Raw genomic sequence first — 26,608 nt, 5'->3', positions numbered from 1 at the left:
AAAGCTAGGATAGGTGTGTGGGAGGCCTTTTTCATGTTTTTCCTTCAATCTCATCTATCATAATGATGGTGAAAATAAAAAAGATTGTAGAAAAACATGAGTTTCTCTACAATCTGAGTCCCATAACGGGACTTTTTTTGTTAGCAGCTACGGTTGATGAGTCTTGGATTTAAGCACTCTATTGCGCAGAAGCAGTCAAGGTCTACTTCAATGCAATACTTTGATTTTTCTAAACGGAACACATCACATACGGAATCTTTATCTGTAAAATCTAAAATATGACGATCTTTGTCAAATGCAATAAGCAAGCTGAGTGTTGCGCAGTGATCAGAGATGTGTTCGACTCTGAAAAATGCAGTGCTGAAGCAAGGGCCAGCATCTACTTCTCCGACGTTTCCGAATGCGACGAATGGTTTTGATTTTGAGGTAAATAGAACAAACGGGACAGTGTCACCTAATGAATGTGATGGAGAAAGGAGATTGCTGTAACAGCTGGTCGGGCAATCCTCTTCGACGGCATTTTGTAAGTCGTTTATGTTTTCAACAGCCTCTGCTACACAGTTCCATGAATGTTTGCGGCTCATATTCAACCCTCCTATACAAGGAAATTTGTTTGAGTGTTTGAGCACTGTCATCATCATCTATAAGCTTTATTACGTGTCTCGCCGGTTGATGCATCTAATGTCAATCAATGCGGAAGCGGCCGCCTTTTGCTGACTGCTCCGCATGATTGGTTGTCATTCGTGAGGAAGGGGATGCTTTGACTTATGACAAGTTAGATGAGCGGGCGATTGGTTTAGCCGTGGTGATGATGCTTTTTATCTTTTGCCGGCATGACTCTGTCGACAAGTTCTGGATTTAAACATTGGATCGCGCAGAAACAGTTCAAATCAACTTCGATACAAAAGTCCGCTTTTTCTAAACCAAAGAAGTCAGGATCGCAAGGGTGACAAACGCTTAGCGTATGTCCGTGTACATCAACAGGTCTTAATACAGATAATGTGGCACAGCAGTCATGCAATTTTTCAACCCGGAAGAAAATGGATTCGAAGCATTGGCAATCGTCAACAAATCCTCCAATGTTTCCGAAAGTAGAGAACAATCCGCCCTTTTTATCAAAAAGTAAAAACGGAATCGTATCTTTTCCAGAAACTGTCGGGCTTAATAAATTACTGTAGCAGCTCGTAGGACATTTATCTTCTACAGCTTCCTGCTCTGCTAAAATCTTATCAACCGCATCGCATACACAGTTTTCATCATGTCGGCCATGGTGTTTTCCGCAGCTCATGGATTTCAGCTCCTTTAACAAGGTATTTGACTTTAGTCCTTAACAACATATGTATGCGCCCTCTAGTTGGTGTGGGTAAATGACTATTTATCTTTGTTGTATTTTTAGAAAAAGGAAAAGCAGAGCTTTTCGCTCTGCTTTTGTACATTAGAGGATACCAATTGCAACGATCGTCGCAACAAGTGTCTGTGTAAGCGTTTGGATGGCAATAGAGATGTCCGCATCGATTGTAGAGACTGTAACGTTTCTAGAGTTTTCGATAACAAGTTTCTGGCGATTTGTTTGTTTATGGCTAGCTGCTTGTAAGAGATCTTGCGTGACGCGGTCAGCTAGGTCACCATCAGCGATTGAGATGTTTGTAATGGTGATGATCGCTGTTTGAACAGCTGCTTGGATAGATGCTGCAACCTGTGCATCAACAGAAGAGACGTTAATGTCACAAGAATCTCTAACGATAATGACTTCCTCAGATGTCTGCTTTGTCACACTCACTTGATCAAAGTCTTGTAAAACATCTTCATCATCATAATAGTTGCCGTCACAGACTGCTTTTCTTTCGTAGTTATGATGGTAATCGCCGTGGTGTGTACAGTTACGATCTAGAGCGACCCAAGAGTATGGTTTAGAATCCATTTCTTTTCCTCCTTCCGTTTACTTTATTAAATGCTGGAATGATTGGTTTTGTCTCGGGCATTTATCCTAGCAGGCAACCCATTTTTATTTAATCGTTATTTTGCTGCGCTTGACGGCGCTGCTGGATACGATCTCGAAGTGAATTTCGTTTAGGGCGCACTTGTGGTTCAGGCTCGACCTCTTCTGCATGTTTTGCTGCCTCTGCCTGACGCTTTTTCTCCTGCTGCTGCTGTACGAAATCATCTGCTTTCTTTTGTAAATCCTGAACCAGCTTCAAAATCATCCTTCTTTGATCTTCTGAAAGGTTTGCTTTCTGATCATCTGTGACATTATTTTTGTTTAAAATATCACTCACAAGAAGGCTTGTTAATGGATCAACATCAGTGTTGATTTGAAACTCCTTTTTTTCGTTCTCTTCAGCCACGATTATTTCACCTCTTTCATACATGATGTTAGAAAAAGAAAGGGTCAAAGAATGCCGGCTTCAACTAAAAGTACATTCAGTGTTTGAGTGAGAATTTGTACGGAGTTCATAATGGATGCATCAGATAATGTAATCGTGACGTTATAACAATTGATGATTTGAATCACTGTTTTCTTTTGAACTGTCACTTGTTGTGCAGCTAAAAGCTGTTCTGTGATGTCTGCAGCCAATTCATCATCTGGTACAAGAATTTGAATTAAAAGAGTAATGATTGTCGTTACGGTCGCTTGAAGGGAGAGTGCGGCTGTTACATCTGTTTTATGAATCGTGACATTTTCGGAATCCTTGATCTCGATGAAATCATCATAATTGCTGATTAATTCGTTTAACAGTTGTGTGTATAATAAATCAGCACTTTCTTCAATAGACAATACTTTCACTCCTTTCTTATCTATACATTATTTAATGCAGCAGAGGCTCAAGGTGGAATCGGAAAGCATGAAAAAGTACAACCCAATTTTATTTCCACTCGATTCATCATGGCGGTCTTTCTTTTTGCATATATAAAGAAAGGACGGAAAAAGAAGAATGAAGGAGGTGGAGGTTCCATGAGCGGCGCTTTGTCATTTGCTATATTTGCCCTCGCATCCTTTAGGCTGACGAGATTGATCGTGTTTGATACGATTACAGCCCCCTTTCGCCGTCTATTTCATGAAGAGCAAGAAGAGGTAAACGAACAAGGTGAAGTCGAGACCTATATCGTCATTAAGGGGAAGGGACTGCGATCTTGGATAGGAGAGCTGTTAAGTTGTTATTGGTGTACGGGTATGTGGTGCACTGCTGCTTTACTTGCGATATACATATTTTTTCCTGTCATCAGCATGTGGCTTAATTTACTATTAGCGATTGCCGCCGCAGCAGGCTTGATTGAAGCAGTCGTGTCGAAGCTTGTGAAATAAACAGGCATTTTGATCAGACACGCTTAAAGAAAATGCATATACTAACATGGAATAGGAAAGGAAGGGTTGCGATGAAACCAACTGAAACACCGTCACATATGCTTCAAGGGTATCCAGCGCAGTCAAATCAACAATCTGTATATACGAAGAAAATCAAGAAGACTGGCTGCGGCTGCGGGAAGAAAAAGAAACCTCAATAGGAAAAACAAAAGCCGGATTTATCCGGTTTTTTTGTTGCCCTTTTTTTGGGTGATGCATATGTAAGAGAGAAGGGGTGACCAGAATGGATGCATTCGAACAATTAATCGGTTCCTTGTTCACTAAACCCCATGATGGGAAAGAGCAAGCGCACGAAAAAGCTGAAATGGATCTAGCGAATAAAGCGAAGGATCTTGAAGAGCACTTAAAAGCATTTGGCGAGAAAATGGATACTTTTGCGAAAGAAACAGAAGCATTCATGATCCGTCATGGAGAGGCAGATTACGTCTTTAAACAGCAGAAATAAAAATTCCGCACTTTTTTATGTGATCGTCCAAACCATTTCATGTATTTTTCATATTTTGTAAGTGAGAAGAGGAGGTGCTTAAATATGAGTTGTTACGGTTACGGTGGCGGTTATTGCGGAGGTTATGGCGGCGGCTACGGCGGCGGTTATGGTTCAACTTTTGTTCTTGTCGTCGTGCTTTTCATCCTTCTAATCATCGTTGGTGCTTCTTTCTTTAACTAAACAGTAAGAAGGTGAGGGAAGCAATAGGGAAGCCTTTTGCTTTCCTTTCTCTTTGCTAACAAGGCAGCAGGATAGGCACATATCTCGCCTATTTTCATATAGTAAGGTGATTACTCCACAAAGAGGAGGCAAAGGAATGGATAATAAGTTCTTTAAAAGTGTGGAAAATAAAACAGGTGTAAATATGAATGATGTCTTTAAGCTTGCAGGTTCTTTGCAAAACGCGAACTTTAAAGATGAGAATACCGTTCGAGGTGTCATTAAAAAAGTGGCGCAGCTTGCAAACAAACGTGTACCTAAAGAAATGGAAGACAAAATCGTTCAATCGATTACAAGTGGAAAAGAAAAGCTTGATTTTAATACAATCGCTAAAATGATGAACAACAAAAAATAAACAACAGGCTCTCCATTTAAAGGGGGGCCTGTTGTTTTTGTGTGAATAATTCACGATTTTTCTTTAAAAGAGGGTACAAAAAGCGGGAGCGGTGAGCCGTTTTTCCTCTTCTATATGATGGAACGGATAGATAAAGGGATTGTTCTGCTCTCGTCATGGCAACGTATAATAAGCGCCGCTCCTCTTCGATGGCTTCTTCATCACCGCTTCTCAGCTCATCAAGTGCAAAGTCATGAGGGAGCGCCCCATCAACCACGCTCGTGATGTACACTGTTTGGAATTCTAGTCCCTTCGCACGGTGGATCGTCATGAGCTGAACGCCTGGTTCATCTGATTTTTCCTTTTCAGCAGATTTCATATGTTCGGCATGAGCGAGGAAGGCTTCAATCGTTTCAAAACGTTTCGCCGCTGTTTTCACATCTCGTACATCATCTGTTCCTTTTTCAAGCACATTCGTATCATTCACACGTTTTTTTAAATAACCACCAAGTCCCATCCTTTGTTCAATAAACGCTACAGCTTCAGATGGCTTTAACGATTTTAACGTTCGAAACAGGGGAACGATCGATTGCAGTTTTTTGCGCTGAAACGGCTGAATGTCTGTTAGCTTTCCAAGTGCCTCTACCATAGAACAATCTTCCGTAATGGTCAGCGCCTTCATGGTATTCAGTGTTTGCTGCTTTAAAAAGAAAACGGGCAGCAGCAGTTTCATTGCGGCGACATCATCTGCATCCTGACTGAGCGAAAGAAAAGCGAGCAGCACCCGAACAATTCTTCTGCTATAAAAGGCTTTTACGCCAGCATCGGTTTGATACGGAATCGCCGATTGATGAAGACGTTCATAAATCGCGCGGCCTCCCGTATTCGTTCTAAACAGCACGCAAAAGTCATTCGGTTTCGCACCGTTTTTAATTTTCTCCTGAATATCTGCTACGATCATGGTCGCTTCCTCTTCCTCGTCATATGGATAAAAAAGAGTCGGTGGAATTTTCTCCACGCGAACGGCTTTTAACGTTTTCTCGTAACGATGCTGGTTCTTCTTAATAATGGCGTCTGCACTTGCGACAATCGTATGATGAGAGCGGTAATTTGCATGTAAATGGACGATCTCGGCCGAAGGATAGTCCTGTTTGAAGTCAAGAATAAAAGCAGGATTGCTTCCTCTAAATGCATAGATGGCTTGATCATCATCGCCTACACAAAATAGCTGCTCGGATTCTCCAGCTAAAAGCTGGATTAATTGATATTGTACGGGATTAATATCTTGAAATTCATCTACTAAAATATACTTGAATCGTTCTTGATATTGTTTGAGCAATTCAGGCTGCTTAGTCAGCATGTGTAAACAGGCAATCGCCATGTCATCAAAGTCAAATTGTTGATTTTCACGCTTTTGCTGTTCGTATGACTGATAGATTGTCCACATTTGCTTTTCCTTTTCATCTTTCAGTTCAGGAAGTTCGTTTGGTAAAAAAGCATTTTTCCAATAGCCGATTGATTGCAGCACTTGATCGGTTGGATAGTCTTTTTCATCAAGTCCTTCATGCATGATCGCTTTGCGAATATACTGCTCTTTTTGCCAGTCGAATTTAATCAAATGCTGTCCGTTCCATTTGCCCCGATCATCGTGAAGCAGCATTTTATAAAATAGACTGTGGAATGTGCCTGTCACAACTTGGCTCGCCTGTGATGGATGAAGCTGATACTGCATACGCAATCTTTCTTTCATTTCACTGCTTGCTTTTGTGGTGAAGGTCACGAGCAGGATATGGTGAGCAGGGATTTGATGGTATGACATCAGATAAGCAGCTCTTGCTGTCAGTACCCTTGTTTTCCCGCTGCCGGCGCCAGCTAGCACAAGCATCGGACCGTCTTTGTGTGTGACAGCTTGAAGCTGCGGTGCGCTAAAGGTGATGTGTGGAAAGAGGTCAATGGTATGCACTTCTTCATTCTTTTCTAAATGAAAGGTTTCGCCAAATTGAATGGATCGTGGTTCCTGCCAGTCATCCGATTCTTCTGTTTGTGAGATGATCTGTTTGCCGGTTGGAAAGCGAATGCCGCCAAGTTCTTTGTAGGATGCCTCTTCCTCTCGTTCAGCCGGTTTCTTTTCCTCTTGTTGTTCTCTTTTTTCGCAAATCTCTTGCTGAGATATTTGCTTATGGATAAAGGCGGGTTCTTCATGTATATTTAGTCTGAAAAAGACGGATTCTCCGCAATATGGGCAAGATAAATGCCCTTTTTTCCCCTCATCATGGAGGAATTGATAGTGTTCTCTCGAATATGTATGTAATGAGATCGTTCGATCATGTCGTCGTGCGCATTTCAAAGCTAGTCCTCCAATAGTCAATCAATGTTAAAAAGAAACACATCTAATCATATCAAATGAGGCGTGTTTCAAACAGTCATAATTAGGGAATAGTAGAGTAGAAGAGAAGCAAAGGAGGCGTTCTTGATGGGATATATAGCCCCGATTCAGCCGGATCTGTATTTTCAATATATCAATCGTCCTGCTCCTCAGGATAAAGAAGACTATGCGAAAGTGACGAAGGTCACCCGCACCTTTCATGACAAGGTATACAGAGAGCTGGAGAAAAAAGAGGACTTAGTGACAGAAGCGGAAACGAAAGTACAGCAAAAAAAGCGGGAACGCTTTGTACGAGATATGTTTATGGAAGAAGGTAAGGGCGTTCATATCAATACTTACGTCTAAATGACTGCGCTTTCTTCCTGAGCGAACGAGATGGAATCAATAAAAAGCCAGAGCATCCATGATGCCCTGGCTTTTTATTGTCGTTAAACGGATAGTGTTTTTGTCATTTTGACATGTGTAATCCCTGCTTCTTCAAACGGTTCTGAAACGGCTTTGTAGCCTTTCTTTTCGTAGAAAGGAAGAGCTTGTACTTGTGCATGCATGACAGCTTCTTTCGCTCCGTTTGCCATCGCTTCAGACTCAAGTGCTTCTAAAAGCTGGTGGCCAAGACCGAAAGAGCGCGCCTCTTTTAATACACAAATTCGTTCAAGCTTTGCTTTATGACCTTCAATTATGCGCAGTCTAGCAGCAGCTTGTGGTTTGTTGTCATCATTATAAATGACAAAGTGAATGGCTTCGTCCTCAAGTTCATCAATTTCGATCTCTAACGGGACTTCTTGTTCTTTTACGAAAACTTCTTTTCGAACATAATAAGCATCTTCTCGTTGTGTTTGTTCTTTTACGATGACTGTATTCAAATGTCTTTAACCCTCTTCTCCTAAGATAAATGTTTCATAAACGGTCCAAGAACCGTTCTCTAATTGATATAAAAGGTGGAAGCGGTCAACCGTTTCCTCGTGGTCAATTTTTCTCAGCTTCAATGTGCCTAGAACGTCTGAATGCTCATCGTCTGATAACTTTTGAGCCACTGTCACATGCGGAACAAATGCATATTCAGGTGTACCAGCAAGCGGATCAGTGTACAACTTCTCATTGAGAGCCATTAATTCTTCGTTCGGTTCTACTTTCATATAAATCACGTTGTTTACAGGAGCGAATGAACTGAATTTTTTAATACGTAACGTAATAGGAGAAGCATTTTTTGCGTACTCTCGCAAGGTGGAGACGACCTCAGCTGCTTCTAGATCCGTTAATTCAAAAGGTGTTCTTAATGTTAAATGAGGTGGTATGAGTGCATAGTTCGGATCATAACGTTTCCGATAAGAGTTCGCAATGTCTTGCAATTTTTTTGATGGAAATAAAACAACTCCGTATTTCATCATGTTCCCTCCTGATTAAGAAAGTATTTATTATTTTTTATTATAACAAAATTCAGTTGATTAACGAATATGGGAGCATTCTTTTTAACGAAGGTGAAATGAGCGGCTGCCAAAACGTCCATTTATGATCGCCTTCGAATGTCTCAAATAAATAATCCGCACCGGACTTCTCCAAAAGGACCTTTAATTCTTCGTTCGGCTGAATAAAGTCAAGCACTTGCCCATCTGTCGTTTTCACAGCTGTTTCTTCTAACCCGATTTGATGGATAATGGCATAATGAGCAAGGGATGATGACTGTTTGACTGCTTGCAGAACCGACTCATCCACGTAAGGAGACTGCAAAATCAATCCGCCAAATAACGAAGGATAATCAATGGCTGTCATAAGTGAGATCGTAGCACCTAATGAATCACCAATAAATGTACGACCTGATCCAACTTGATACGTTGGGTAGTGTTCATCAATATACGGAACTAGTTCATTTGCCAAAAAGCGTTTATACGCCTCGAACTTTGGTCCGTCTGGATGATACGTATTTCGCCTTTCAGTCACATTTTCATATGGGACACCAATGATAATCGAGCGTTCCATTTCTTTGTTTTGCATTAATTCTTCCGCCTGTCTGCCTATTTTACCTAGACGGAAATAATCATGACCATCCTGTGCAATGATGACATGATATGTATAAAGGGGGGAGTAATTGACTGGCAAATAAATCAAAATGGTCATATCTGCCCCAAGTTCTTTTGACTGTAAGGTTTCTTCTTGAATGATGCCTGTTTTCTTCACCATAATCCATTCCTCCAGCTAACCAAATTCATCATAAGTGAAACGTTTCCATTCATTGTAACACGAAAAACAGCGTTGTTCCTATATGCTAACATGCAATCAAATTGGCTGACATCCAATCTGCTGCAAAATACAGAAAATTTTAATTAATCGTTACATTTCCCCTTGAAAAATGAGGTTTAATGCGTTACAGTATTAAGAATTAGAACAGACAGACAACACATTCTTATCGTGAGAGGTGGAGGGACTGGCCCTTTGAAACCTCAGCAACCGGTATGCATCACTTCATGTGATGTACCAAGGTGCTAAATCCAGCAAGCAGCTTTTTTGCTTGGAAGATAAGAGGAAGCGATTAAACCCCTTCTTCTTATGAAGAAGGGGTTTTTCTGTTTTGAAATTAGATTTTTACTTAGGATGGTGTCAAATGACAGAACATGTGGAAACGAAGTTAGCGCAAATTGGAAACCGCAGCGAAGAGGCGACTGGAACTGTCAGTCCTCCCGTTTATCTTTCAACAGCTTACAGACATAGAGGCATTGGGGAATCAACAGGATTTGATTATATTCGGACGAAAAACCCAACAAGGCAGCTTGTAGAAGATGCGATTGCTTCACTCGAAGAAGGAACGGCCGGTTTTGCCTTCAGTTCGGGAATGGCTGCCATCCAAACGATCATGGCGCTGTTTGAGAGCGGGGATGAACTCATTGTTTCATCAGATTTATATGGCGGTACATACCGTCTATTTGAAAACGAATGGAAAAAGTACGGACTGCGCTTTGTTTATGATGATTTTTCAGATGAAGACTGTTTACGCTCTAAAATGACGCCAAATACAAAAGCCGTCTTTATTGAAACGCCAACAAACCCACTCATGCAGGAAGCGGATATTCAAAAGGTTGCGAAAATCGCAAAAGAACACGGTGCATTGGTCATTGTGGATAACACCTTTTATACGCCCGTCTTGCAAAAACCGATTACACTCGGAGCGGACATTGTCATTCATAGTGCCACCAAATATTTAGGCGGACATAACGATGTTCTTGCCGGACTTGTCGTCACAAAAGGAGAGAAGCTATCGGAAGACATGTTCCAGCATCAAAACGCCATTGGGGCGGTTTTATCTCCATTTGACTCATGGCTTTTAATGAGAGGAATGAAAACATTGGCGCTGAGAATGCGTCAGCACGAAGCAAATGCGAAGGAATTAGCTGACTTTCTAAAGCAGCAGCCTGAAATTCAAGATGTGCTTTACCCAGGAAAGGGAGGCATGCTGTCATTCCGAGTAGCCAAAGAGGACTGGGTCAATCCATTTTTGAAGCAGCTGAAAACGATTTGTTTTGCTGAAAGCCTTGGCGGAGTCGAAAGCTTCATCACGTATCCTGCAACGCAAACCCATATGGACATCCCAGAAGAGATTCGTATTGCAAACGGTGTGTGTAACAAATTGCTACGTTTCTCAGTCGGGATTGAGCATGTGGAGGACCTAAAAGCAGACCTGAAACAGGCACTATCAAATGTGAAAGAGGAGGTACACACGAAATGACCACACACGATTGGACACTCGAAACACAACTCGTTCATAATGCGTTTAAAACAGACCGTTCCACAGGTGCAGTCAGTGTGCCGATTCAACATGCATCGACGTTTCACCAAAGCAGCTTCGATGACTTTGGTCAATATGACTACTCCAGATCAGGCACCCCTACACGTCAGGCATTGGAGGATACCATTGCAGCGCTAGAAGGAGGAACGAGAGGGCTTGCCTTTGCGTCAGGTATGGCAGCCATTTCAACCGCTTTTCTTCTATTATCAAAAGGAGATCATGTCCTTGTCACAAGAGATGTGTACGGCGGGACTTTCCGAATGATCACCCAAGTTCTTTCAAGATTTGGGATTGAGCATACCTTTGTGGACATGACCAATTTGAATGAAGTGAAACAAGGCATTCAATCAAATACAAAAGTCATTTACATGGAAACACCGTCAAACCCTACACTCGGTATTACGGATATTGAAGGTGTCGTACAGATTGCGAAAGAACATGACTGTCTGACTTTCTTAGATAATACGTTTTTAACGCCTGCGCTTCAGCGTCCGCTGGACCTAGGTGTTGACGTTGTGCTGCACAGCGCAACAAAATTTTTAAGCGGCCACAGTGATGTACTGTCAGGCTTAGCCGTGGTGAAAGATGAGAAGTTAGGAGACGAACTTTATTCGCTGCAAAACTCCTTCGGGGCGGTACTTGGCGTACAGGATTGCTGGCTTGTGCTTAGAGGATTAAAGACCCTTCAAGTCAGATTAGAAAAAGCCAGTCAAACCGCATTAGAACTAGCTACATTCCTCAAAGAACATCCTGCGGTCAAAAAAGTATATTACCCAGGATTAGATGATCACCCAGGGGCAGACATTCAGCGGAAGCAGGCGAGCGGTGCAGGTGCTGTTCTTTCATTTGAACTAGAAAACCAAGCGGCTGTCAAAGAATTGGTCGATGGCGTCACATTACCTGTATTCGCCGTCAGCCTCGGAGCGGTCGAATCCATTCTTTCCTATCCGGCCAAAATGTCCCATGCCGCTATGCCAAAAGAAGAAAGAGAAAAAAGAGGCATCACGGATGGTTTACTTCGATTAAGTGTGGGCGTAGAAAACGGAGAAGACCTCAAAAGGGACTTCAAACAAGCACTAGATCAACTAAAGCCAGTTCTTGTGAACCAATCATAAAAGTCAGTAAAAAGCCGGTATGGATACCGGCTTTGTGCCTTTTTTGAACAAAACCATTGACGACTGACCATGATGGTTATATAATAGAGACTGTCAGTAACAGAAAGCCCAGAACTGATACATAACCCGATTCCGTAGCTCAGCTGGGAGAGCGCTACCTTGACAGGGTAGAGGTCGCTGGTTCGAGCCCAGTCGGAATCATCAAGGGTTTCAGCGTTCCGAACACATTCTTGTGTCACGTTGGAGTCACAAAAAANCCTTGACAGGGTAGAGGTCGCTGGTTCGAGCCCAGTCGGAATCATCAAGGGTTTCAGCGTTCCGAACACATTCTTGTGTCACGTTGGAGTCACAAAAAAGAGGAGTCACATTTTATTGTGATTCCTCTTTTTGTTTGCCTTGTAACATGTCGCTGATAAACGTTGAAGCATCCCTTTGCATGTTTGGCATTAAATGTGAGTAGGTGTTAAGTGTAATCTGTATATCTTTATGGCCTAGTCTTTCTTGAACAACTTTAGGGTGAAACTTAGTTAATAGCAAAGAAGCGTGCGAATGTCTGAGATTGTGGAAGGGGATATCAGGTAATTCTAATTGTTTTAAGTATGCTTTGAACTGTCTCAATAAATTTCTAGGATTAATGGGGTTGCCTGTTTCTGTACACGCGACTAAGTCTTTATTTGTATAAAGTTTTCCGTTTAATTTCTGTTCTTTTCGTACTCTTTCTTTTTGTTTTGTTAAGATGTGGATATCGTGGTCTGACAAATCAATCGACCTTATACTTGATGATGATTTCCCCCCATATTTCAATTGACCGCCTGAATGTTCTAACGTCTGAACAATCCTTAATACTCCATTATTAAAATCAATATCTTTAAATCTGAGTCCCAAAATTTCGCCTTGTCTTAAGCCGAACGAAATAGCAAGCCAAAACGCAATGTAATATCGACTATTTCTAGTGTGATCAAGAAACAAAGACATTTGTTCAGGTGTCCACACCTCTACTTCTTTTCGTTTTACAGACGGCTTGCGAACCTTTTCGACAGGATTTTTATTAATTAGTTCATCTTCAACAGCCGTCCTCATTATGTTGTTAATCATATGGTATATCTTTTTAACAGTTGCAGCTGATAAGCCTGATTTAACTAATCTATTGATGAAAAGCTGAACAGTCTGAGTGGTTACATCTGCCAACTTGATACTCCCGAGTGCAGGGAGTATGTGATTTTTTAAATTATAATGGTACACTTTCAAAGTTTGATTACTCACATCAGGAGTTTTTATATTTAACCATCGATTGACGACCTCAGAAAAAACGATATTTTTTGAATTGTTTAAATCACCAGCATGAAACATTTGAATATCATTTCTAAGTGCCTCTTCTGCGTCTTTCTTTAATTTAAAGCCACCACGTTTTCTTTGTTTTCTTTTTCCATTTTCATCTTTTCCCATGTCGAAAACATAATACCAATTTCCGTTGCGTTTATCTTTTTTAACGCTTGCCATTATTTTTTTCCTCCTGATAATACTGTTTGTACAGCTTTGCCCCTCTTTCCTGTAATTTTCGCATCACTATCTGATTGATTTCTCCCTGGTGATCTTCTATAAATTTTAAATAAGTAGATAAAATGATATCACTTTCGAAGTAATGACTTTGTTTGCGTAATTCTACAGCATCCTCATCTTCTTTATCTAATCCTTCACTGTTTAAAAAAGTTTCTGCCTTTATTTTTAAAAAGGTGTTTTTTGTAGCAGGTATATGGGTGTGTGCACCAGCTTTATACACAGTGCTTTCTTTGAAATTATCCCCATCTGCATTAATTTCTATATACTCTGCAACATCATCTGATATAGGCATTCTAACAGCAAGAATGATTTTTCTGATAGTCTCAAGACTATTTTTTCTTTTGCCGAATTTTCCGTTCTCAATATTTGAGATTGTACCTTGTGAAACACCTGCCCTTTCAGCTAACTCTGCAGAGCTTATGCTCTCAGATGTTCTGTAGGATTTAAATAATGCAGCTATTTTTTCATTCATATCATAAAACCTCCAAATTTCTTATCCTCATTATAACACAATTAAATAACAGGTAATTAAATAAAAAATATTAAATAACTATTGATTTATTAATTATTTAATTATATGATTGGTTCATGCCTACAAAATAGGATGAATCAGAAAACTGAAGGGGGTGAATGTATGACGCAAGAAGAACTAAACACGCTTTTAGAGAAAGTTGCACTTGATGTGCAAGATATTAGACGTATCACAGGAGCAGGAAGAGACACTGCATATGCATTATGCAAAAGTGGAAAGTTTCATGTGGTGAGAGTCGGTAAGAACAGAATTAAAGTACCTACAGAAAGCTTTAAGAGATGGTGGTATGGTGAAGGCCATTATGCTTAATAAACGAATACATACATAAGCAACACCCTATAACATAATCGGAGTGATCCAAATGAACAGTTTCTACATATCTAATAGAAAAATAGACTGGCACTACTCCAACTCGACTTAGAAAAATAAAGCTACAAACGATCCTTGAAAATTAAATAAACTTTTTTACATAACTGTCTTACGAGTGTCTTACGAAAGCCATTTGTTATTAGAATGTTTACTTTTGCCTACATTATAGGTGAGAGCAAAAAATCAAAACAAAACTGGAGGAATTTTATTGGAAAATAAATTAGTATTTGTAAAAGAAAACGAAGTGGTAACGGACAGCGTGACGATTGCGGAGATGTTTGATAAAGAACACAAAAACGTTTTGAGAGATATTGCAACTCAGATGGAATATGCAGGTGAAGAATTCTCACAGCTCAATTTTGAGCCGTCAACTCATGAAGTGCGAGGCAAACAATACCCGAAATACGATCTAACAGAAGAAGCGTTCACATTAATCGCATTCAGCTACAACACAAAAGAAGCTGTTCAGACGAAAATCAGATTCATTCAAGAGTTTAAGCGAATGAAAGAGTATATCCAATCACAGGAACGTCCGAAAGCGATGAGCGATAAAGAAAGCCTGCTTGCAAGTATGAAGCTAACGATTCAATTAAATGAAGATGTTGATGGAATGAAAGAAGACATCAAGCAACTACGTCATGATATTGATAAAAGAATCACTCTTGATTACTCACAACAGCAAGCAATGAGAAATGCAGTTAACAGACGTGTGCATAAGCTGTGGAACGAAGGCATGATTGATAAATCAATTTATGAAAAAACACGAAGAGTTTACTCAGCTCTGTGGAAAAATTTAAAGGATGCATACAGAGTGAATGCCTACTCGAACATTTCACAAAAAGATTTTGATGAAGCTATGAGCTTTGTAGAGGGATGGAGACCGATTTTTAATGGGAAATATTCAGCGTGAAAATTTACACCTAATTGGAAGCGAGGTGATTTATAATGAGAGATATGCAAAACTTCTCATCTTGGCAACTGGCACAAAACATAATGATGCATGAGTTCATAGCGCAAAACGATGATCTATTAGACCGATTTGCATTATGGCTTCAGCACAACAGGCATATCAAAGAATTTGACTTGCTCCCAAAGAGTGAAGTCAACAAGATGATCAAGCTATTTGATCCTGCAGCTGATGTTGAGATAGATAAAGAATTGCAATTCATATAGAGGAAACTAGGGGGATATTGGATTGAGCAAATTAAAAGCATTCATCAAAAGCAAGTGTGAAGACGATTCTTCGCTTGCAGCAAAATTGGCATCTATTGCAGGTTACTCTCAAACATCAGGATTGTACAAATTTCTTAATATCAGTGGAAAAGAAACGAGTGACTTGCAGATGATCATTGATATGATAAAAGAAATTGATCCAGATAGAGAGATTGATTTGATGTGTGACTACATATTCACGCTTGATCCAGGTAAACAATGTGCAAGACAGGCTTTGGAATACTTGTCTGTTAACGCTCAAAGTGAAAAGCTTGATGATTATATCGAATTTGTTTTAAGTAACACTGGGAATGGTAAAACCATAGAGTGGGCAAAGACGTACAAGTTGCAAAGGGATGCAGAAAAAGGTCTAGTGAATTTTGAAAATTTAATCAGATCACTAGGGAACTTAAAACTAAAGACTGAAGAAATGCAGGTCTACAGTATGATCATCCCGATGTATCCAGCATTATGGAACAACTATTTCAATAGACTTGAATCATTATCTGAAAATGTTTTTATTGATAATCTGGAAGATTCGTATGTTAAACAATCATTCCACAGTAGGTTGTTGTTACTTCTAGCCAACTGTGCTTTTAACCAAAATCAGCTTGGTAAGGTTCAACACTACACCGACTATTGCATCCTTAATTCAAATGTTAGAAGAATCACAGCATATTCTTACTTAACTCAAGGCAACTCTTTAATGCTTACTGATTACTCAACAAGCAAGCGTTGCTTTCTCTCAGCTTTAGAACACTCAACTGAAAATAGAGAGAGATCAATTCAAGCATTAAGAAGCTTGTGCTTCCTTGAAAACTTATGGAGTAAAGAAAATAAATGGTTACAGTATGACTCAGATGAAATCACTGATAGACAAGAAGTGGCTCACGCTTACATCCGCAAGGGAGAACTAGAGCTCGCTAAATCGATTTTAGATAGCCTAGAAGCCGAGGAACACGATGACAACCAGTTAGGTATGCATATGTACCTCAAAGGTCTGTTGCATCGCTCAGAGGACTATTTCTATAAGTCTATTAGACACTTCAAATTAAGTGGGGACAAATTCTCTGTTGGCTTTCCATTGCTTGAACTTGAAAAGTTAGGCGCAGATAAACTCATTCTAGAAGTATTGGCAATTTAACAATAAAAACTTGTCACTTGAAGGGAGGTGAAAAAATGAAAAAAGTATTCGCACTTACTATTGTTGTAGCTGCAATTTTCTTCGGAGGTGTAGCTACAGGTACACAAATTGATACGGCTTCTGACTACAGCACAGCAGGATTTGGTCGTGGCGCTTAATTAAATGCTTTACATATTAGAAAGGTGGGGAGATTGAATCCCTGCCTTTTTGATATATGAGCGCTCAGGCGCACATTTGATCTTAAAACAAAAGGAGAATTAATTGACACGTACACTGTTGATTTTGGTCGAAGTTGATAAAATAAGGGTGAGGGAGGATTCAATGAAACCAAACGATAATGAAAAATCATCGGTTGAATCAGATAAAAAGAAACGCATTAGGGAAGCCTCGAAATACATAAATAGGCAATATGATAAGTGTCTTCGTATGTTATCTGAGCAAGGTGAAGGTGCATCATCAAAAGATTTTAAATAAAACTTTAATTTTATTCAGAAATGGAGAAAACGAATGAAACGATCAAAATATTTTTTCTGCTACTCGCATCACGTACATAAGAAACTTTTAGAAGCTGGATGTAATTTTGTATGTAAAGCATTTACACAGCAACAGAGAGTGTTCTGGCTTTATGAGAACGACGAAAAGGTTAGTGGAGTACTAAGTGAAGTGAAACCAAAGAATGCCTAGAATGGCCAATTAAGCAGTAATATATAGACAGGAGAATGCTATTGAATAAAACCTTTAAAATACAAATTGCGAATGATGTTATTAGAAACCCTGACATTTCAAGTGAAGAATTTTCAGTTTATGCTGTTCTGATAAGGCTTTACTTCTCTAAAAAGGAGAAAGTGAATCCGATTCAAGTTAACCATAAACGAATTAGTGAACGTTTGGGAATACCAAAGAACGAGACTTTGAAAAAATACATAAATGGGCTTTATGAGAAAGAATTGATACTTAATAAGGTTGATGGTTTACCAAGAAAAGGCTTAATAAACATAACGCTAAATGAATCCCGACTACCTGTTAAGGGTAGTAATATAACTTTCACTCAAGCCACTGAGAGCATTGTATCATCCGAGTGTGTGTCGCAAATTAAAATGAAGGGTATAAGGCTCTACTTCTATTTAAAAAGCTACATGGACACAAGACACACTCCTTCATTTGCTTATCCAGGTATGGATAGGATTTCCGCAGAAACAGGTGTTGCAAAAAACACCATTAGAAAACATTTATCTCTAATGAAAAACAAAAGGTTTATTGATATTCAACATTCGGATAAGCAAAGTTCTGCAGAGTCTTATTATGGTGAAGATGATCAAGTTATTACCACTGGTTATCAGAACAAGTACTTTTTATATGATCATCACATCGATGAATATGCACGAAAGAATAGCGTTTTATCATGTGGTTGAAACCCAGTGTTCATGCGGAGCGCAAAAAAAGGAAGATGAAGGTTCAAAAAAAGGAAGATAAGGGTTCAAATTATGGTACATAAATTGCGCCCTAGTAATTAGTATTTAATATTAAGTTTATAATACTAAGCTTATAAGATTAAGTATATACGCAGCGCAAAAATTGCGCTTCGTTTTTGTTCAAATTTTATTTATATCATTGGAGGATGATTTATTGACTAAACAAAACAAAGTAAACAACAAGCCTATTTACATTCAGTCTATTGAAGCAAGTCATTTGTATGAACATATGAATAGAGGTAAAAACATTCCTAAAAATTACACAGGTTTGATCCCTTATAGCCTTGAATCTATCAAGCTCAGAAAAGAAGGGCTGCAATTCACAACGCTAAAACATTCAGGTAAGGATGTAAGCGATGATGTAATCAATGTTAAATTTTCTTCAAAGGTACGATCAGTGAAGGCTAAAATCAAAGAGAAGCAAAAAGAGAAAGATAATCCTGGAACAAAGGAGAAACGGAAAGAAAGACTCGATAGAGAAATTGAATTTTTACATACAAAGTTAAACCAAACAGAATGGCAACACGAAGTTAAGGTTAACAGTCTGAGAGAAAAGCTTTACGAAAATGGGTTCGCAATTAGAACCATTGACAAGGAGACAGGCGAAATTGTCTCTGATGTGAAATATGTTGTATATAAAAGATCAAGCAGTAAGAGTCGAACAGGGCAATGCTTGTTCATCAAAGAATCCTTACATAAGAAAATGATTGAGTGGTCTAGGATGTATCTTCCGTTCAAAAAGGATCAACGAGTTGACTTGGCTGGATTACTGGCCTATGAGTCACTTGTGGGAAGCTCATTAGAATCCACTGTACATATTGATCCAAAACATATCCTGCTTGTCGATGATAAGACGAGTGAATTTAAAAAAGTTTGTAATGTAGTTAAAACAGGCAAAAACGATTTCCTTGATAGCGTTGAACAAGAAGAGATTGTATCTAACAGTCTTTTTGATGGGGAGTCATTATTGTCATCAGAGTTTTTCAATGAAGGTACGTCAATGATGCTATTACGTAATCACATGTTTAAATCAGCTGCGTTCAATTGCAACATTCAACAATTCCTAAAAGATCATTGTCCAAAAGGTGTGGAATATGATCAATGGGAGTTAGAGAATATGTTTGGGCAGAAGATGAAAGCATCTGACGTTAAGTTCATTTGCACTCCAACATCACTAAAAGCATTGAAATTTAGCAAAGTTTTAGGTTCTGAGTTGGATTTGTGGGAGCATTGGAAGAACCTTATTGAATCAGAAGGGAATGTTTGGGGAGTCGTTAAGCATGAAAAAGAATCTAAGCGAGGAAAGAATGAATTAGATCAGACTCTACAGCAAACTTCATACCAAATGATTAACTGTTTACCTATACATAAGCAAGGCGTTGAAGACCTTCTTCAATATGAAATTGATTATACATATGGCTTGAAGAATGACACAGAGAAATTCATAGAACATATCGAAAAGAAGAAAAACGACATAAATACAAATGAAATGATGGTTGCTGTTTATAGAAGAAACGAACAGTTCGCTCAAACCTCACTCTTCAAAGACTTTCGAAAAACAGAAATACATAACCATGTTGAATACGTAAAGAGAGGCAAAGTTAGATTGCCAGGTGATTATTGTGTTCTTCTAGGTAATCCAATTGAATACCTTTACCACGCAATTGGTCAGGAACCTCAGCGACAAGTATTAAAAGGTAATGAAGTACATACGTCAATGTTTGAATCAGAAAAAGAAGTGGTTGCTTTCCGAAACCCAAATACATCACCTTCAAATGTTCTTGTGGTAAAGAATAAGATTGTGAAAGAAATTGATACATATTTTAACCTCTCACGTAACATCGTTTGCGTAAACGCAATTGACTTTGAGATACAAGACATTCTGTCTGGCTGTGATTATGATTCAGACACTATGGTTATTTTTGATCATCCTGCTCTTCTTGAAGTCGGAAAACAATGCTTTGGTAAGTATAAAGTGTGCTTGAATCGTGTAGAGGGAGAAAGTCTTCCATATAGATTGAACAATTTGGATATGTGTAAGATTGACAATCAGCTGTCTGAAAGTCAAAAGAATATTGGTCGAGTAACAAATATCGGTCAAAATTGCATGTCTATTTATTGGGATATGATTTCAAAGGGTGAAACAGAAGGGCGAGATTATCTGTTGAAGAGAATTGATGTAATGACCGTACTATCTGGAATTTGCATTGATCTGGCAAAGAAATTTTACAAGATTGATATAAAGAAAGAAATCAGTCATGTTGAAAAAGCCCTTGGTCTACAGAAAAGAGCGAAACCGAAGTTCTGGAAATGTGTTAGCTCTAACACTTCAAATAACACAGAGCAACACGAATGCCCTATGGATATTCTGTTTGATATTATGAGCAACTTGAAAAATGCAGAAAGAACCAATGGAGGTATTAGCGTGTCGGAGTTGCTTGTAAAAGCAAAGGTGAAAGATGGAGACAGAAACCAAAAAGGCAAGATTGAAGATTACATAGAGGAAATGTGCAATAAAATAAACAAAGCGTATAAATACATGGTTGAAAACGATAAAGATTCTGAGGAATATCTGATAATTGATGACGCATTCAGATTTTACAAATTTAAAATGCAGAAGCTTAAAGTTAAGCCACCTACAATGTATTCGATCCTTAGAAAGATTGACAAAAGCAAGGAGAAAAAGAGGTTCATGAAAGTTTTGTTTGATACACAGCAGGACACATTCTTGAATGCATTTAAACAAAAAAACACACTTTTAAACACAAATAGCCCGAAAACCGCATAGAATCAAGGTTTTCAGGGTGGTGTCTAAGTTGAGTAATAGTAAGGGAAGCTACAGTGTAAAGATCGATCCGTTTGTTGCCGCACGAAAACTTTGTAGCCAGTAGTGCTAGTTTCCTTTACTCATTTTTACGGTTGTATCATCTCCTCCAAGTTGATACAACACTTTCATTTAATTCTCCTTTTGTTTTAAGTGTACTGAACAATAGTTCGGTGCGCTGCTTAATTCAAGGACAATTAAACATACTTACGCTATTTTTATTGATGAGTTCATTATAAGTGACTTTTCAACGGAAAGCAAGACTTTTATTGTTTTGGTCTGTGATGCAGCAGACAAGCAACAAAAAAGAGTAACAGGGAATGGGATAGAGGTGAGATGCTCTATCGTTAGACAGTGAAAAGGGTGGGTGAGATTCCACCCTAAAATTAAACAGAGGAGTTTTAGAATGACGAAAGTATTTATTAAAGAAGGCCAAGCAGTTACAGACAGCAAGTTGATTGCGGATGAGTTCGGAAAGAGACATGACAGTGTGATTAGAACAATTGAGAGCTTAGAATGTAGTAAAGATTTTACTGACCACAATTTTGTGGTGAGTGAGTATACGGACTCTACAGGGAGAAAATTGAAAAAATTCGATCTTACATATGATGGGTTTGTTTTTGTGGCGATGGGATTCACTGGCAAGAAAGCAGCTAAACTCAAAGAGGAATATATTAATGAGTTTAATCGTGTTAAAAAAGCACTCGAAGAGAAATCAGAAGATTTTATGGAGATTACTGATAAAGCAAGACAAAAGGATATCACACTTAAAGAGATCAACGAAATCCGTTTTAGCGAAAAGCGAACAATTGGGACATTCGAGAATACTAAACCAGAAGATACCGCAAATGTTTTTAACGACTTTATTGAACATGTTCAACAGTTGCATGCAAAAACAAGAATCGTAAGATGTAAAAGTGCGATAGCTGGGTTAACAAGACTAGAAGATAGAATGATTAAAGAAAACCCAGTGAAACATTTCGGTGATTGTTATAACGTTCAACAATATATTATCAAATTAAAAGATATTTGGCATAATGCTGAAAATAAACACAATGGTGGAGTTAAAAGCGCACAAGTACGAGAGATTAATAGACTTAAAGAGGAAATTGCGTAAAACATATTTAGCTTCAGTTTAAATAAAACTCACTTCTGGATTAGAACAAACTTCGGTAACAACTTCAAATACATAACCCTAAAAAATACTAAGAATATTGGAGAGAGTGTCTATGATGCTCTCTCTCTTTAAATTGGAGGAGAACGAATGGAACAATTAGATAAATTAATCGATGCACAACAAAAAGCTGGAGAAAGACTGGATGAAATGTTTGCGACATTTGAGGATAATTTGTTTATGAGTGAATCAAAGAAGACTGATGCTTATTTTGAAAACCTACATAAAAAACGCAATGATAATAATGGAGAAATTGTATTTGGGAACGTTAGACCAATAGTTGATACACTTTATCGTGGTGATGAAACTTACGGAACAGTGATTAGTGGTTATGAAATTGATTACTATGCAGATGAGGAAGTTCCAGAAGGAGTTATTAAATTCAACAAGGAACTATTGGGCAAGACTTATAATGAGACTGCTGCAAACGTACGGAAGATGTTATATAGAGGAGTCGAGCAATGATTGAAAATCCAGCGTTAATTGAAATTAAATTGCATGAAGAAGATGGAATACCAGTAGTGTTTTATAAAGGAGAAGAAATTACAAACAGAGTGAAAATTCACTTTGAATGGAATACTGATGAAGGTGATGAAAAGCCGTTCAATCTTGAGATTCAAAGGTTACATACAAATGATTTTGGAGCATTTTTTAAAGAAACGATCAAACATGATAAAGGGGTGGTATCAAGAGATTCAGTAAGCTTAATTGAATTAGTTGAATAATGGTATAATCTTCTTGGGAGGGGATTATATGAAAGTATTTATAGCTATTCTGATCCTAATGACACTTGCTGCTTGTTCGAGTGTAAAAGAACAGAATGAATCAAACAAAGAGAATGTTAAGGAAGAAACAACAACATCATCTGAAGAAGGTTCATTCGAAGTAGACACAGATGATAAAGCGTCCGTTGAAGAGAATAAAAACAACCTGGTCGAAAATGCACAAGAAATAACTGCGGACGAATTAAAAGAAGAATCATCTATCGATGACCAAGTTAAGGTGTCAGGTGATATCGTAACTGTAGCTAATGATGGAAGTCCGCTTGATTATCTGATGCTTTCAAATGAAACAGGAACGTTTACTGTGTTCAATCTAACTACAGATACATACAATCCAGGTGATGATATAACTGTTTATGGCAATGTTGACAAAGCGCAAGATGGAAGCAAGATGATAACTGGAATAGTAATTGAAACAAACTGAAGCGTCCTGTTGGATGCTTTTTTTTATTTTTATGGAGGGAAGATAATGAGTAGCGACAAAGGAATCTTATGTGACAAATGCGGAAAACATTTTGTTATCAGTTCGATAAAAGAAAGAAAACTCGACAACGAAACTAATGTGAGTTACTTCAAGTGTGATCATTGTCAAGAGGAGTACAGATACTTCTACAATGATAAGTTTGTTAGAAAGAATGTTATGGAGATCAAACATTACCAGAAAAAGATCAAAGCACTTGAGGATGCAAACATGCTACGTGTCCATGAGTTGAGATTAAAGTTTGAGGAATAGTAATGAAAGGATCTCTAAAACTATGTGCAAAGGTAATGTGTCCTAACCTTACGAGAGATAAGTATTGTGAAGAACATAAAGAGGCTGCCGATGAGTCTCAAATTAATAGAAGATTCTATGATCAACATAAAAGAAATAAAAAATCAAAACAGTTCTACAACTCTACAAAATGGAAGAGTGTTCGTGATAGAAAGAAGCGAGATAAAAACAATCTGTGTGAATTCTGTTTAGAGAATAAGAAACTTAATGTGGCTGATGTATGTGATCATATCGTACCTATTATGGTTGACTGGAGTAAGCGATTAGACTATGACAACCTACAGATGCTATGTCATGAATGCCACAATAAAAAGACCAGAGAGGATGAGTTAAGGTATGGCGTATAGTTTAGAATTACATGAAGAAGGTACTGGGAAAATTGTAGATGTGTGGGTAGATAGCGAGAAGAAGTGGGATGATATAGTTCAAAGAAGTCTTACATACCAACAAGCTAAGGCAATATATCCAGACTTAGAGTTGCAAGATAGAGATACGTATAACGCATTCATCGAGGAAACTTCAGATAATCTTGCAGCTAAATTGAGAACAATCTTAGGTCACATGGAAAACTTAGAGAGAGAAAGAGAGATATATCTTAGAGAGATGAAAGGAACTGCACTCGCTTTACAAACACTAGACAAACACTTCCTTATTAGAATCGATGGAAGATATTCAGTAGATTGCTTTCTTGAAAAGATGAACTCAAGATTAAATACACCCCCCGTACCTAAATCTCTATAAAAGAACATTCTGTAGACCCCACTCCCCCCAACCTACGGTGAATTTCCTTTTTTAAACCTTCCCTTTTGAATCTGTAAGGAGGTGGTAAATTGGCAGGTAGATCAAGCAAGCCGATTTCTGTAATAAAAGCAGAAGGTAAAACACATTTAACAAAGGAAGAGATTGCTGAAAGAGAAGAAAATGAAAGTAAATTAAAACCCAAAAACGACAAAATTAAATGTCCAAATTGGCTCGATAAAGATGCAAAAAAGGAATGGAAAAGAGTCATAAAAGATTTAGTTGAGTTAGAATTAATTACAAATTTAGACACTGTGGCACTGGCTATATACTGTGATGCCTACTCTAATTACCTGAAAGCCTCTAAAGCAATTCAGGAGAGTGGAACAACCGTAGAACATACCAATGCTGCAGGTAACACAAACACAGTTGTAAGTCCTAATGTACAAGTCCAGACTAAATATGCTGATTTGATTAGAAAACAGTCAACAGAGTTGGGATTGACCATAAGTTCACGTTTGAAATTGGTTGTTCCTGAAAAAAAGATAGAAGAAAATAAATTCAGTGAGTTTATGTAAAATGAATAGAGTCACGGAATACGCTACAAAAGTTTTGAATGGAGAAATTGTAGCGGGAGAACTTGTTAAATTAGCTTGTAAGCGGCATATGGACGATTTAGATCGACAAGGGACAGAAGATTTCCCTTATGTATTCGATGAAGATAAAGCCAACAGGGTGCTTAAATTCTTCGAAAAGCTTAAATTCACCAGTGGAGAATCAGACACAAAAGGAAAACTGATCGAATTAAAGTTGTTTCAGTGTTTTATTTTAGGATCTGTTTTCGGTTGGATACATATGGAAAGTGGATATAGAAGGTTTAACAAGAGTTTTAATTTACTTGCAAGGAAAAACTCTAAATCTCTTTTAAATAGCGGCATAGGACTATATATGACTGGTTTTGATGGATATACCGGTGCACAAACTTACATGACTGCAACTATTAGAAGTCAGGCAAGGATATGTTGGAAAGAGACAGCGAATTTCATAAAAGAAGACAAAGATTTGTTGAAAATGTTCAAAATACGTGAACACGCTAGTGAAATTGAATGCAAGATTAATGGAGGGACTATTGTCGCTCTTGGTAAAGACACAGGTACAATAGATGGGTTTAATCCTCACTGTGGCATCATCGATGAGTACCATGCGCACAAAGACAATCAGATGGTTAAGCTTCTTGAGAAGGGGACTGTAAGACAAAAACAAAGTTTAATATCAATTATAAGTACAGCTGGTTATGATTCAACTTCACCTTGCAAAATTGAACAAGATTACTGTGAAAAGATTTTAAAGGGCGTAGTGAAAAACGATAAGTATTTTGTATATATTGCACAATTAGATAAAAAGGACGACCCCTTTGATGCTAAAAACTTTATTAAAGCAAACCCTTTAGCAGCAGAAGATAAGGATTCACTTGAAAAGTTAATCGATTTTTCTAAAGAGGCGAAAGAAAAACAAGGCGATGATTTAAAGGATTACCTGATAAAATCTATGAATGTGTGGATGGATTCAAAACAACAGAGCTCTTACATGCCGATTGAAAAATGGAAAGCAGCAGGTTTAGACAAAGGAGAGTTCCCTGATTTAAAAGGTACTGAATGTTACGTTGGGATTGATTTGGCTACAACTGACGATAACTGCTCTGTATCAACAATTCACCCGTTACCTGACGGAAGATTTGCTGTACAAAGTCACTCGTTTGTCCCTGATGAGATGATGCAATATAAAATTAAAAATGAAAAAGCTCCTTATGACTTATGGGAAAGGGAAGGATGGATAACTAGAATACCTGGAGCGGTTAATGATTATAGAGATGTAGTGAAATGGATAATTGATATGGCGAAAAAAGAAGATTGGAAAGTGAAGCAAGTGCATTATGATGCGTTTGATGCTTCACAAGTGAGAATTCTACTCGAAGAAGAGGGATATACTGTGGTCGAAACTCCTCAAAAGGCAGTAAATCTTTCTCCAGCAACCAAAAACTTCAAACACCTCGTTTTCCAAAATAGAGTGATTCATGATAATAACCCTTTGTTAACATATTCCATGTACAACGCTGTAACTGATGGTGATGAATACGCATATAAGCTTTCAAAGAAGAAATCAAAAGAAAAAATTGATAGTGTTGCTGCTCTTATGAATGCACACACAGGAGCTATGCTGCACGAATATAGCAACAGCTTAGATAAACATATACTGAAAGATGATTTTGGTTTTTAGGAGGTGTATTTTGAAAACTATTTTAGGCAACATCATGAATAAGTTCAACAGTTTTAAAGGAGTCGTGAA

Annotated in this window: 36 protein-coding genes, 1 tRNA gene and 1 riboswitch; of the genes, 26 read left to right on the top strand and 11 right to left on the bottom strand. The window is 38.3% G+C overall.

The window, feature by feature from the left end; translation table 11 throughout:
- Positions 1-140 precede the first annotated feature (140 nt).
- The 5 genes from ASG46_RS14715 to ASG46_RS14695 all read right to left on the bottom strand — a co-directional run bounded on the left by ASG46_RS14715 (position 141) and on the right by ASG46_RS14695 (position 2,776).
- Positions 141-584: a CotY/CotZ family spore coat protein gene (locus tag ASG46_RS14715; protein WP_008348434.1), complete on the bottom strand. Its 444-nt coding sequence runs from the start codon at positions 582-584 to the stop codon at positions 141-143.
- 212 nt (positions 585-796) lie between these two features.
- Positions 797-1,288 carry a CotY/CotZ family spore coat protein gene (locus ASG46_RS14710; RefSeq protein ID WP_025207165.1) on the bottom strand — a complete coding sequence of 164 codons (492 nt, stop codon included), beginning with the start codon at positions 1,286-1,288 and terminating at the stop codon, positions 797-799.
- Positions 1,289-1,435: 147 nt separating this feature from the next.
- On the bottom strand, positions 1,436-1,921 hold the full coding sequence (locus ASG46_RS14705) for a spore coat protein (RefSeq protein WP_008355374.1): 486 nt from the start codon (positions 1,919-1,921) through the stop codon (positions 1,436-1,438).
- A gap of 88 nt (positions 1,922-2,009) precedes the next feature.
- Positions 2,010-2,345, bottom strand: coding sequence for a hypothetical protein (locus tag ASG46_RS14700; RefSeq protein ID WP_008355377.1), 336 nt, complete (start codon positions 2,343-2,345; stop codon positions 2,010-2,012).
- Between the two features lie 44 nt (positions 2,346-2,389).
- Positions 2,390-2,776, bottom strand: a complete 387-nt coding sequence (locus tag ASG46_RS14695; RefSeq protein ID WP_007498962.1) for a spore coat protein — start codon at positions 2,774-2,776, stop codon at positions 2,390-2,392.
- Positions 2,777-2,953: 177 nt separating this feature from the next.
- Here ASG46_RS14695 and ASG46_RS14690 point away from each other — a divergent pair, with 177 nt between their 5' ends.
- From ASG46_RS14690 to ASG46_RS14680, 5 genes are all read left to right on the top strand, one after another.
- Positions 2,954-3,304 (top strand): DUF1360 domain-containing protein, encoded by a 351-nt coding sequence (locus ASG46_RS14690; protein ID WP_019743061.1) that lies wholly within the window; start codon positions 2,954-2,956, stop codon positions 3,302-3,304.
- Positions 3,305-3,375: 71 nt separating this feature from the next.
- A complete protein-coding gene (locus ASG46_RS21490) occupies positions 3,376-3,504 on the top strand; it encodes a hypothetical protein (protein WP_008348422.1) in 129 nt (42 codons plus the stop codon).
- 83 nt (positions 3,505-3,587) lie between these two features.
- Positions 3,588-3,809 (top strand): hypothetical protein, encoded by a 222-nt coding sequence (locus ASG46_RS14685; protein ID WP_008348420.1) that lies wholly within the window; start codon positions 3,588-3,590, stop codon positions 3,807-3,809.
- A gap of 84 nt (positions 3,810-3,893) precedes the next feature.
- Complete coding sequence (locus tag ASG46_RS20670) at positions 3,894-4,031, top strand: YjcZ family sporulation protein (RefSeq protein WP_008348419.1); 138 nt, start codon at positions 3,894-3,896, stop codon at positions 4,029-4,031.
- Between the two features lie 136 nt (positions 4,032-4,167).
- Positions 4,168-4,425: a stage VI sporulation protein F gene (locus ASG46_RS14680; RefSeq protein ID WP_008348417.1), complete on the top strand. Its 258-nt coding sequence runs from the start codon at positions 4,168-4,170 to the stop codon at positions 4,423-4,425.
- 16 nt (positions 4,426-4,441) lie between these two features.
- Here the strand turns inward: ASG46_RS14680 and ASG46_RS14675 are convergent, their stop codons facing one another.
- Positions 4,442-6,751, bottom strand: coding sequence for an ATP-dependent helicase (locus ASG46_RS14675; protein WP_056705037.1), 2,310 nt, complete (start codon positions 6,749-6,751; stop codon positions 4,442-4,444).
- Positions 6,752-6,877: 126 nt separating this feature from the next.
- Between ASG46_RS14675 and ASG46_RS14670 the strand changes: the two genes are divergently transcribed.
- Positions 6,878-7,135: a hypothetical protein gene (locus ASG46_RS14670; protein ID WP_008348414.1), complete on the top strand. Its 258-nt coding sequence runs from the start codon at positions 6,878-6,880 to the stop codon at positions 7,133-7,135.
- Between the two features lie 83 nt (positions 7,136-7,218).
- On the opposite strand, the gene ASG46_RS14665 is transcribed toward ASG46_RS14670, so the two are convergent.
- The 3 genes from ASG46_RS14665 to ASG46_RS14655 are packed head-to-tail and all read right to left on the bottom strand — an operon-like array spanning position 7,219 to position 8,968.
- Positions 7,219-7,653 (bottom strand): GNAT family N-acetyltransferase, encoded by a 435-nt coding sequence (locus ASG46_RS14665; protein ID WP_008348412.1) that lies wholly within the window; start codon positions 7,651-7,653, stop codon positions 7,219-7,221.
- Between the two features lie 6 nt (positions 7,654-7,659).
- Positions 7,660-8,175, bottom strand: coding sequence for a YjcG family protein (locus ASG46_RS14660; RefSeq protein ID WP_017359656.1), 516 nt, complete (start codon positions 8,173-8,175; stop codon positions 7,660-7,662).
- A 52-nt stretch (positions 8,176-8,227) separates the two neighbouring features.
- Positions 8,228-8,968, bottom strand: coding sequence for an esterase family protein (locus ASG46_RS14655; RefSeq protein ID WP_019743058.1), 741 nt, complete (start codon positions 8,966-8,968; stop codon positions 8,228-8,230).
- Between the two features lie 220 nt (positions 8,969-9,188).
- A riboswitch (SAM riboswitch) is annotated at positions 9,189-9,310 on the top strand.
- A gap of 79 nt (positions 9,311-9,389) precedes the next feature.
- Between ASG46_RS14655 and ASG46_RS14650 the strand changes: the two genes are divergently transcribed.
- From ASG46_RS14650 to ASG46_RS14640, 3 genes are all read left to right on the top strand, one after another.
- On the top strand, positions 9,390-10,508 hold the full coding sequence (locus ASG46_RS14650; RefSeq protein WP_017359654.1) for a methionine biosynthesis PLP-dependent protein: 1,119 nt from the start codon (positions 9,390-9,392) through the stop codon (positions 10,506-10,508).
- Complete coding sequence (gene metC / locus ASG46_RS14645) at positions 10,505-11,683, top strand: cystathionine beta-lyase (RefSeq protein WP_056705033.1); 1,179 nt, start codon at positions 10,505-10,507, stop codon at positions 11,681-11,683. Before ASG46_RS14650 ends, metC begins: the two co-directional genes overlap by 4 nt.
- A gap of 128 nt (positions 11,684-11,811) precedes the next feature.
- A tRNA-Val gene (locus tag ASG46_RS14640) sits at positions 11,812-11,884 on the top strand.
- 168 nt (positions 11,885-12,052) lie between these two features.
- On the opposite strand, the gene ASG46_RS14635 is transcribed toward ASG46_RS14640, so the two are convergent.
- Together ASG46_RS14635 and ASG46_RS14630 are read right to left on the bottom strand one after the other, a co-directional pair.
- The gene (locus tag ASG46_RS14635) at positions 12,053-13,183 is read right to left on the bottom strand and encodes a site-specific integrase (protein ID WP_056705031.1); all 1,131 of its coding nucleotides are present in this window, start codon (positions 13,181-13,183) and stop codon (positions 12,053-12,055) included.
- Entirely contained in the window at positions 13,170-13,715 is a 546-nt protein-coding gene (locus ASG46_RS14630) for a helix-turn-helix transcriptional regulator (RefSeq protein WP_056705029.1), read from the bottom strand. Before ASG46_RS14630 ends, ASG46_RS14635 begins: the two co-directional genes overlap by 14 nt.
- A 162-nt stretch (positions 13,716-13,877) precedes the next feature.
- On the opposite strand from ASG46_RS14630, the gene ASG46_RS14625 reads away from it, so the two are divergent.
- The 17 genes from ASG46_RS14625 to ASG46_RS14550 all read left to right on the top strand — a co-directional run bounded on the left by ASG46_RS14625 (position 13,878) and on the right by ASG46_RS14550 (position 26,539).
- The gene (locus ASG46_RS14625) at positions 13,878-14,084 is read left to right on the top strand and encodes a helix-turn-helix domain-containing protein (RefSeq protein ID WP_235562245.1); all 207 of its coding nucleotides are present in this window, start codon (positions 13,878-13,880) and stop codon (positions 14,082-14,084) included.
- Between the two features lie 268 nt (positions 14,085-14,352).
- Entirely contained in the window at positions 14,353-15,054 is a 702-nt protein-coding gene (locus tag ASG46_RS14620; protein ID WP_235562244.1) for a Rha family transcriptional regulator, read from the top strand.
- 35 nt (positions 15,055-15,089) lie between these two features.
- Positions 15,090-15,317, top strand: a complete 228-nt coding sequence (locus ASG46_RS14615; protein WP_056705024.1) for a hypothetical protein — start codon at positions 15,090-15,092, stop codon at positions 15,315-15,317.
- 22 nt (positions 15,318-15,339) lie between these two features.
- Entirely contained in the window at positions 15,340-16,500 is a 1,161-nt protein-coding gene (locus ASG46_RS14610; protein ID WP_056705023.1) for an AimR family lysis-lysogeny pheromone receptor, read from the top strand.
- Between the two features lie 35 nt (positions 16,501-16,535).
- Complete coding sequence (locus ASG46_RS21485; protein ID WP_262982457.1) at positions 16,536-16,658, top strand: hypothetical protein; 123 nt, start codon at positions 16,536-16,538, stop codon at positions 16,656-16,658.
- Positions 16,659-16,821: 163 nt separating this feature from the next.
- Entirely contained in the window at positions 16,822-16,974 is a 153-nt protein-coding gene (locus ASG46_RS21175) for a hypothetical protein (protein WP_200939628.1), read from the top strand.
- 251 nt (positions 16,975-17,225) lie between these two features.
- Positions 17,226-17,912 carry a hypothetical protein gene (locus ASG46_RS14600; protein WP_056705018.1) on the top strand — a complete coding sequence of 229 codons (687 nt, stop codon included), beginning with the start codon at positions 17,226-17,228 and terminating at the stop codon, positions 17,910-17,912.
- A gap of 214 nt (positions 17,913-18,126) precedes the next feature.
- The gene (locus ASG46_RS14595) at positions 18,127-20,760 is read left to right on the top strand and encodes a hypothetical protein (RefSeq protein ID WP_056705016.1); all 2,634 of its coding nucleotides are present in this window, start codon (positions 18,127-18,129) and stop codon (positions 20,758-20,760) included.
- A gap of 442 nt (positions 20,761-21,202) precedes the next feature.
- Positions 21,203-21,913, top strand: a complete 711-nt coding sequence (locus ASG46_RS14590) for a Rha family transcriptional regulator (protein WP_056705014.1) — start codon at positions 21,203-21,205, stop codon at positions 21,911-21,913.
- A 147-nt stretch (positions 21,914-22,060) separates the two neighbouring features.
- A complete protein-coding gene (locus tag ASG46_RS14585) occupies positions 22,061-22,435 on the top strand; it encodes a hypothetical protein (protein WP_056705012.1) in 375 nt (124 codons plus the stop codon).
- Positions 22,432-22,695 carry a hypothetical protein gene (locus ASG46_RS14580; RefSeq protein ID WP_056705010.1) on the top strand — a complete coding sequence of 88 codons (264 nt, stop codon included), beginning with the start codon at positions 22,432-22,434 and terminating at the stop codon, positions 22,693-22,695. Before ASG46_RS14585 ends, ASG46_RS14580 begins: the two co-directional genes overlap by 4 nt.
- Before the next feature lie 28 nt (positions 22,696-22,723).
- Positions 22,724-23,176 (top strand): hypothetical protein, encoded by a 453-nt coding sequence (locus tag ASG46_RS14575; RefSeq protein WP_056705008.1) that lies wholly within the window; start codon positions 22,724-22,726, stop codon positions 23,174-23,176.
- 45 nt (positions 23,177-23,221) lie between these two features.
- On the top strand, positions 23,222-23,485 hold the full coding sequence (locus tag ASG46_RS14570; protein WP_056705006.1) for a hypothetical protein: 264 nt from the start codon (positions 23,222-23,224) through the stop codon (positions 23,483-23,485).
- A gap of 2 nt (positions 23,486-23,487) precedes the next feature.
- The gene (locus tag ASG46_RS14565; protein WP_056705003.1) at positions 23,488-23,871 is read left to right on the top strand and encodes an HNH endonuclease; all 384 of its coding nucleotides are present in this window, start codon (positions 23,488-23,490) and stop codon (positions 23,869-23,871) included.
- A complete protein-coding gene (locus tag ASG46_RS14560) occupies positions 23,861-24,265 on the top strand; it encodes a hypothetical protein (protein ID WP_056705002.1) in 405 nt (134 codons plus the stop codon). Before ASG46_RS14565 ends, ASG46_RS14560 begins: the two co-directional genes overlap by 11 nt.
- Before the next feature lie 89 nt (positions 24,266-24,354).
- Positions 24,355-24,840, top strand: a complete 486-nt coding sequence (locus ASG46_RS14555) for a phage terminase small subunit P27 family (protein WP_056705000.1) — start codon at positions 24,355-24,357, stop codon at positions 24,838-24,840.
- A 1-nt stretch (position 24,841) separates the two neighbouring features.
- Complete coding sequence (locus ASG46_RS14550; protein WP_056704998.1) at positions 24,842-26,539, top strand: terminase large subunit; 1,698 nt, start codon at positions 24,842-24,844, stop codon at positions 26,537-26,539.
- Positions 26,540-26,608 lie beyond the last annotated feature (69 nt).

Source organism: Bacillus sp. Leaf49 (assembly GCF_001426125.1).
Taxonomy (GTDB): domain Bacteria; phylum Bacillota; class Bacilli; order Bacillales; family Bacillaceae; genus Bacillus; species Bacillus altitudinis.
The sequence above is the reverse complement of the archived record's forward strand: the minus strand, read 5'-3'. Positions and strand labels throughout refer to the sequence as shown.

Bases quoted from the DNA above. Each gene is read 5' to 3' on its own strand.
- ASG46_RS14680 (WP_008348417.1), top strand. From the start codon at position 4,168: ATGGATAATAAGTTCTTTAAAAGTGTGGAAAATAAAACAGGTGTAAAT.
- ASG46_RS14575 (WP_056705008.1), top strand. From the start codon at position 22,724: ATGAAAGTATTTATAGCTATTCTGATCCTAATGACACTTGCTGCTTGT.
- metC (WP_056705033.1), top strand. From the start codon at position 10,505: ATGACCACACACGATTGGACACTCGAAACACAACTCGTTCATAATGCG.
- ASG46_RS14685 (WP_008348420.1), top strand. From the start codon at position 3,588: ATGGATGCATTCGAACAATTAATCGGTTCCTTGTTCACTAAACCCCAT.
- ASG46_RS14570 (WP_056705006.1), top strand. From the start codon at position 23,222: ATGAGTAGCGACAAAGGAATCTTATGTGACAAATGCGGAAAACATTTT.
- ASG46_RS14705 (WP_008355374.1), bottom strand. From the start codon at position 1,921: ATGGATTCTAAACCATACTCTTGGGTCGCTCTAGATCGTAACTGTACA.
- ASG46_RS21490 (WP_008348422.1), top strand. From the start codon at position 3,376: ATGAAACCAACTGAAACACCGTCACATATGCTTCAAGGGTATCCAGCG.
- ASG46_RS14660 (WP_017359656.1), bottom strand. From the start codon at position 8,175: ATGAAATACGGAGTTGTTTTATTTCCATCAAAAAAATTGCAAGACATT.
- ASG46_RS14625 (WP_235562245.1), top strand. From the start codon at position 13,878: ATGACGCAAGAAGAACTAAACACGCTTTTAGAGAAAGTTGCACTTGAT.
- ASG46_RS14550 (WP_056704998.1), top strand. From the start codon at position 24,842: ATGAATAGAGTCACGGAATACGCTACAAAAGTTTTGAATGGAGAAATT.
- ASG46_RS14560 (WP_056705002.1), top strand. From the start codon at position 23,861: ATGGCGTATAGTTTAGAATTACATGAAGAAGGTACTGGGAAAATTGTA.
- ASG46_RS14580 (WP_056705010.1), top strand. From the start codon at position 22,432: ATGATTGAAAATCCAGCGTTAATTGAAATTAAATTGCATGAAGAAGAT.
- ASG46_RS14670 (WP_008348414.1), top strand. From the start codon at position 6,878: ATGGGATATATAGCCCCGATTCAGCCGGATCTGTATTTTCAATATATC.
- ASG46_RS21485 (WP_262982457.1), top strand. From the start codon at position 16,536: ATGAAAAAAGTATTCGCACTTACTATTGTTGTAGCTGCAATTTTCTTC.
- ASG46_RS14655 (WP_019743058.1), bottom strand. From the start codon at position 8,968: ATGGTGAAGAAAACAGGCATCATTCAAGAAGAAACCTTACAGTCAAAA.
- ASG46_RS14650 (WP_017359654.1), top strand. From the start codon at position 9,390: ATGACAGAACATGTGGAAACGAAGTTAGCGCAAATTGGAAACCGCAGC.
- ASG46_RS21175 (WP_200939628.1), top strand. From the start codon at position 16,822: ATGAAACCAAACGATAATGAAAAATCATCGGTTGAATCAGATAAAAAG.
- ASG46_RS14635 (WP_056705031.1), bottom strand. From the start codon at position 13,183: ATGGCAAGCGTTAAAAAAGATAAACGCAACGGAAATTGGTATTATGTT.
- ASG46_RS20670 (WP_008348419.1), top strand. From the start codon at position 3,894: ATGAGTTGTTACGGTTACGGTGGCGGTTATTGCGGAGGTTATGGCGGC.
- ASG46_RS14710 (WP_025207165.1), bottom strand. From the start codon at position 1,288: ATGAGCTGCGGAAAACACCATGGCCGACATGATGAAAACTGTGTATGC.
- ASG46_RS14585 (WP_056705012.1), top strand. From the start codon at position 22,061: ATGGAACAATTAGATAAATTAATCGATGCACAACAAAAAGCTGGAGAA.
- ASG46_RS14630 (WP_056705029.1), bottom strand. From the start codon at position 13,715: ATGAATGAAAAAATAGCTGCATTATTTAAATCCTACAGAACATCTGAG.
- ASG46_RS14715 (WP_008348434.1), bottom strand. From the start codon at position 584: ATGAGCCGCAAACATTCATGGAACTGTGTAGCAGAGGCTGTTGAAAAC.
- ASG46_RS14565 (WP_056705003.1), top strand. From the start codon at position 23,488: ATGAAAGGATCTCTAAAACTATGTGCAAAGGTAATGTGTCCTAACCTT.
- ASG46_RS14690 (WP_019743061.1), top strand. From the start codon at position 2,954: ATGAGCGGCGCTTTGTCATTTGCTATATTTGCCCTCGCATCCTTTAGG.
- ASG46_RS14615 (WP_056705024.1), top strand. From the start codon at position 15,090: ATGAGAGATATGCAAAACTTCTCATCTTGGCAACTGGCACAAAACATA.
- ASG46_RS14590 (WP_056705014.1), top strand. From the start codon at position 21,203: ATGACGAAAGTATTTATTAAAGAAGGCCAAGCAGTTACAGACAGCAAG.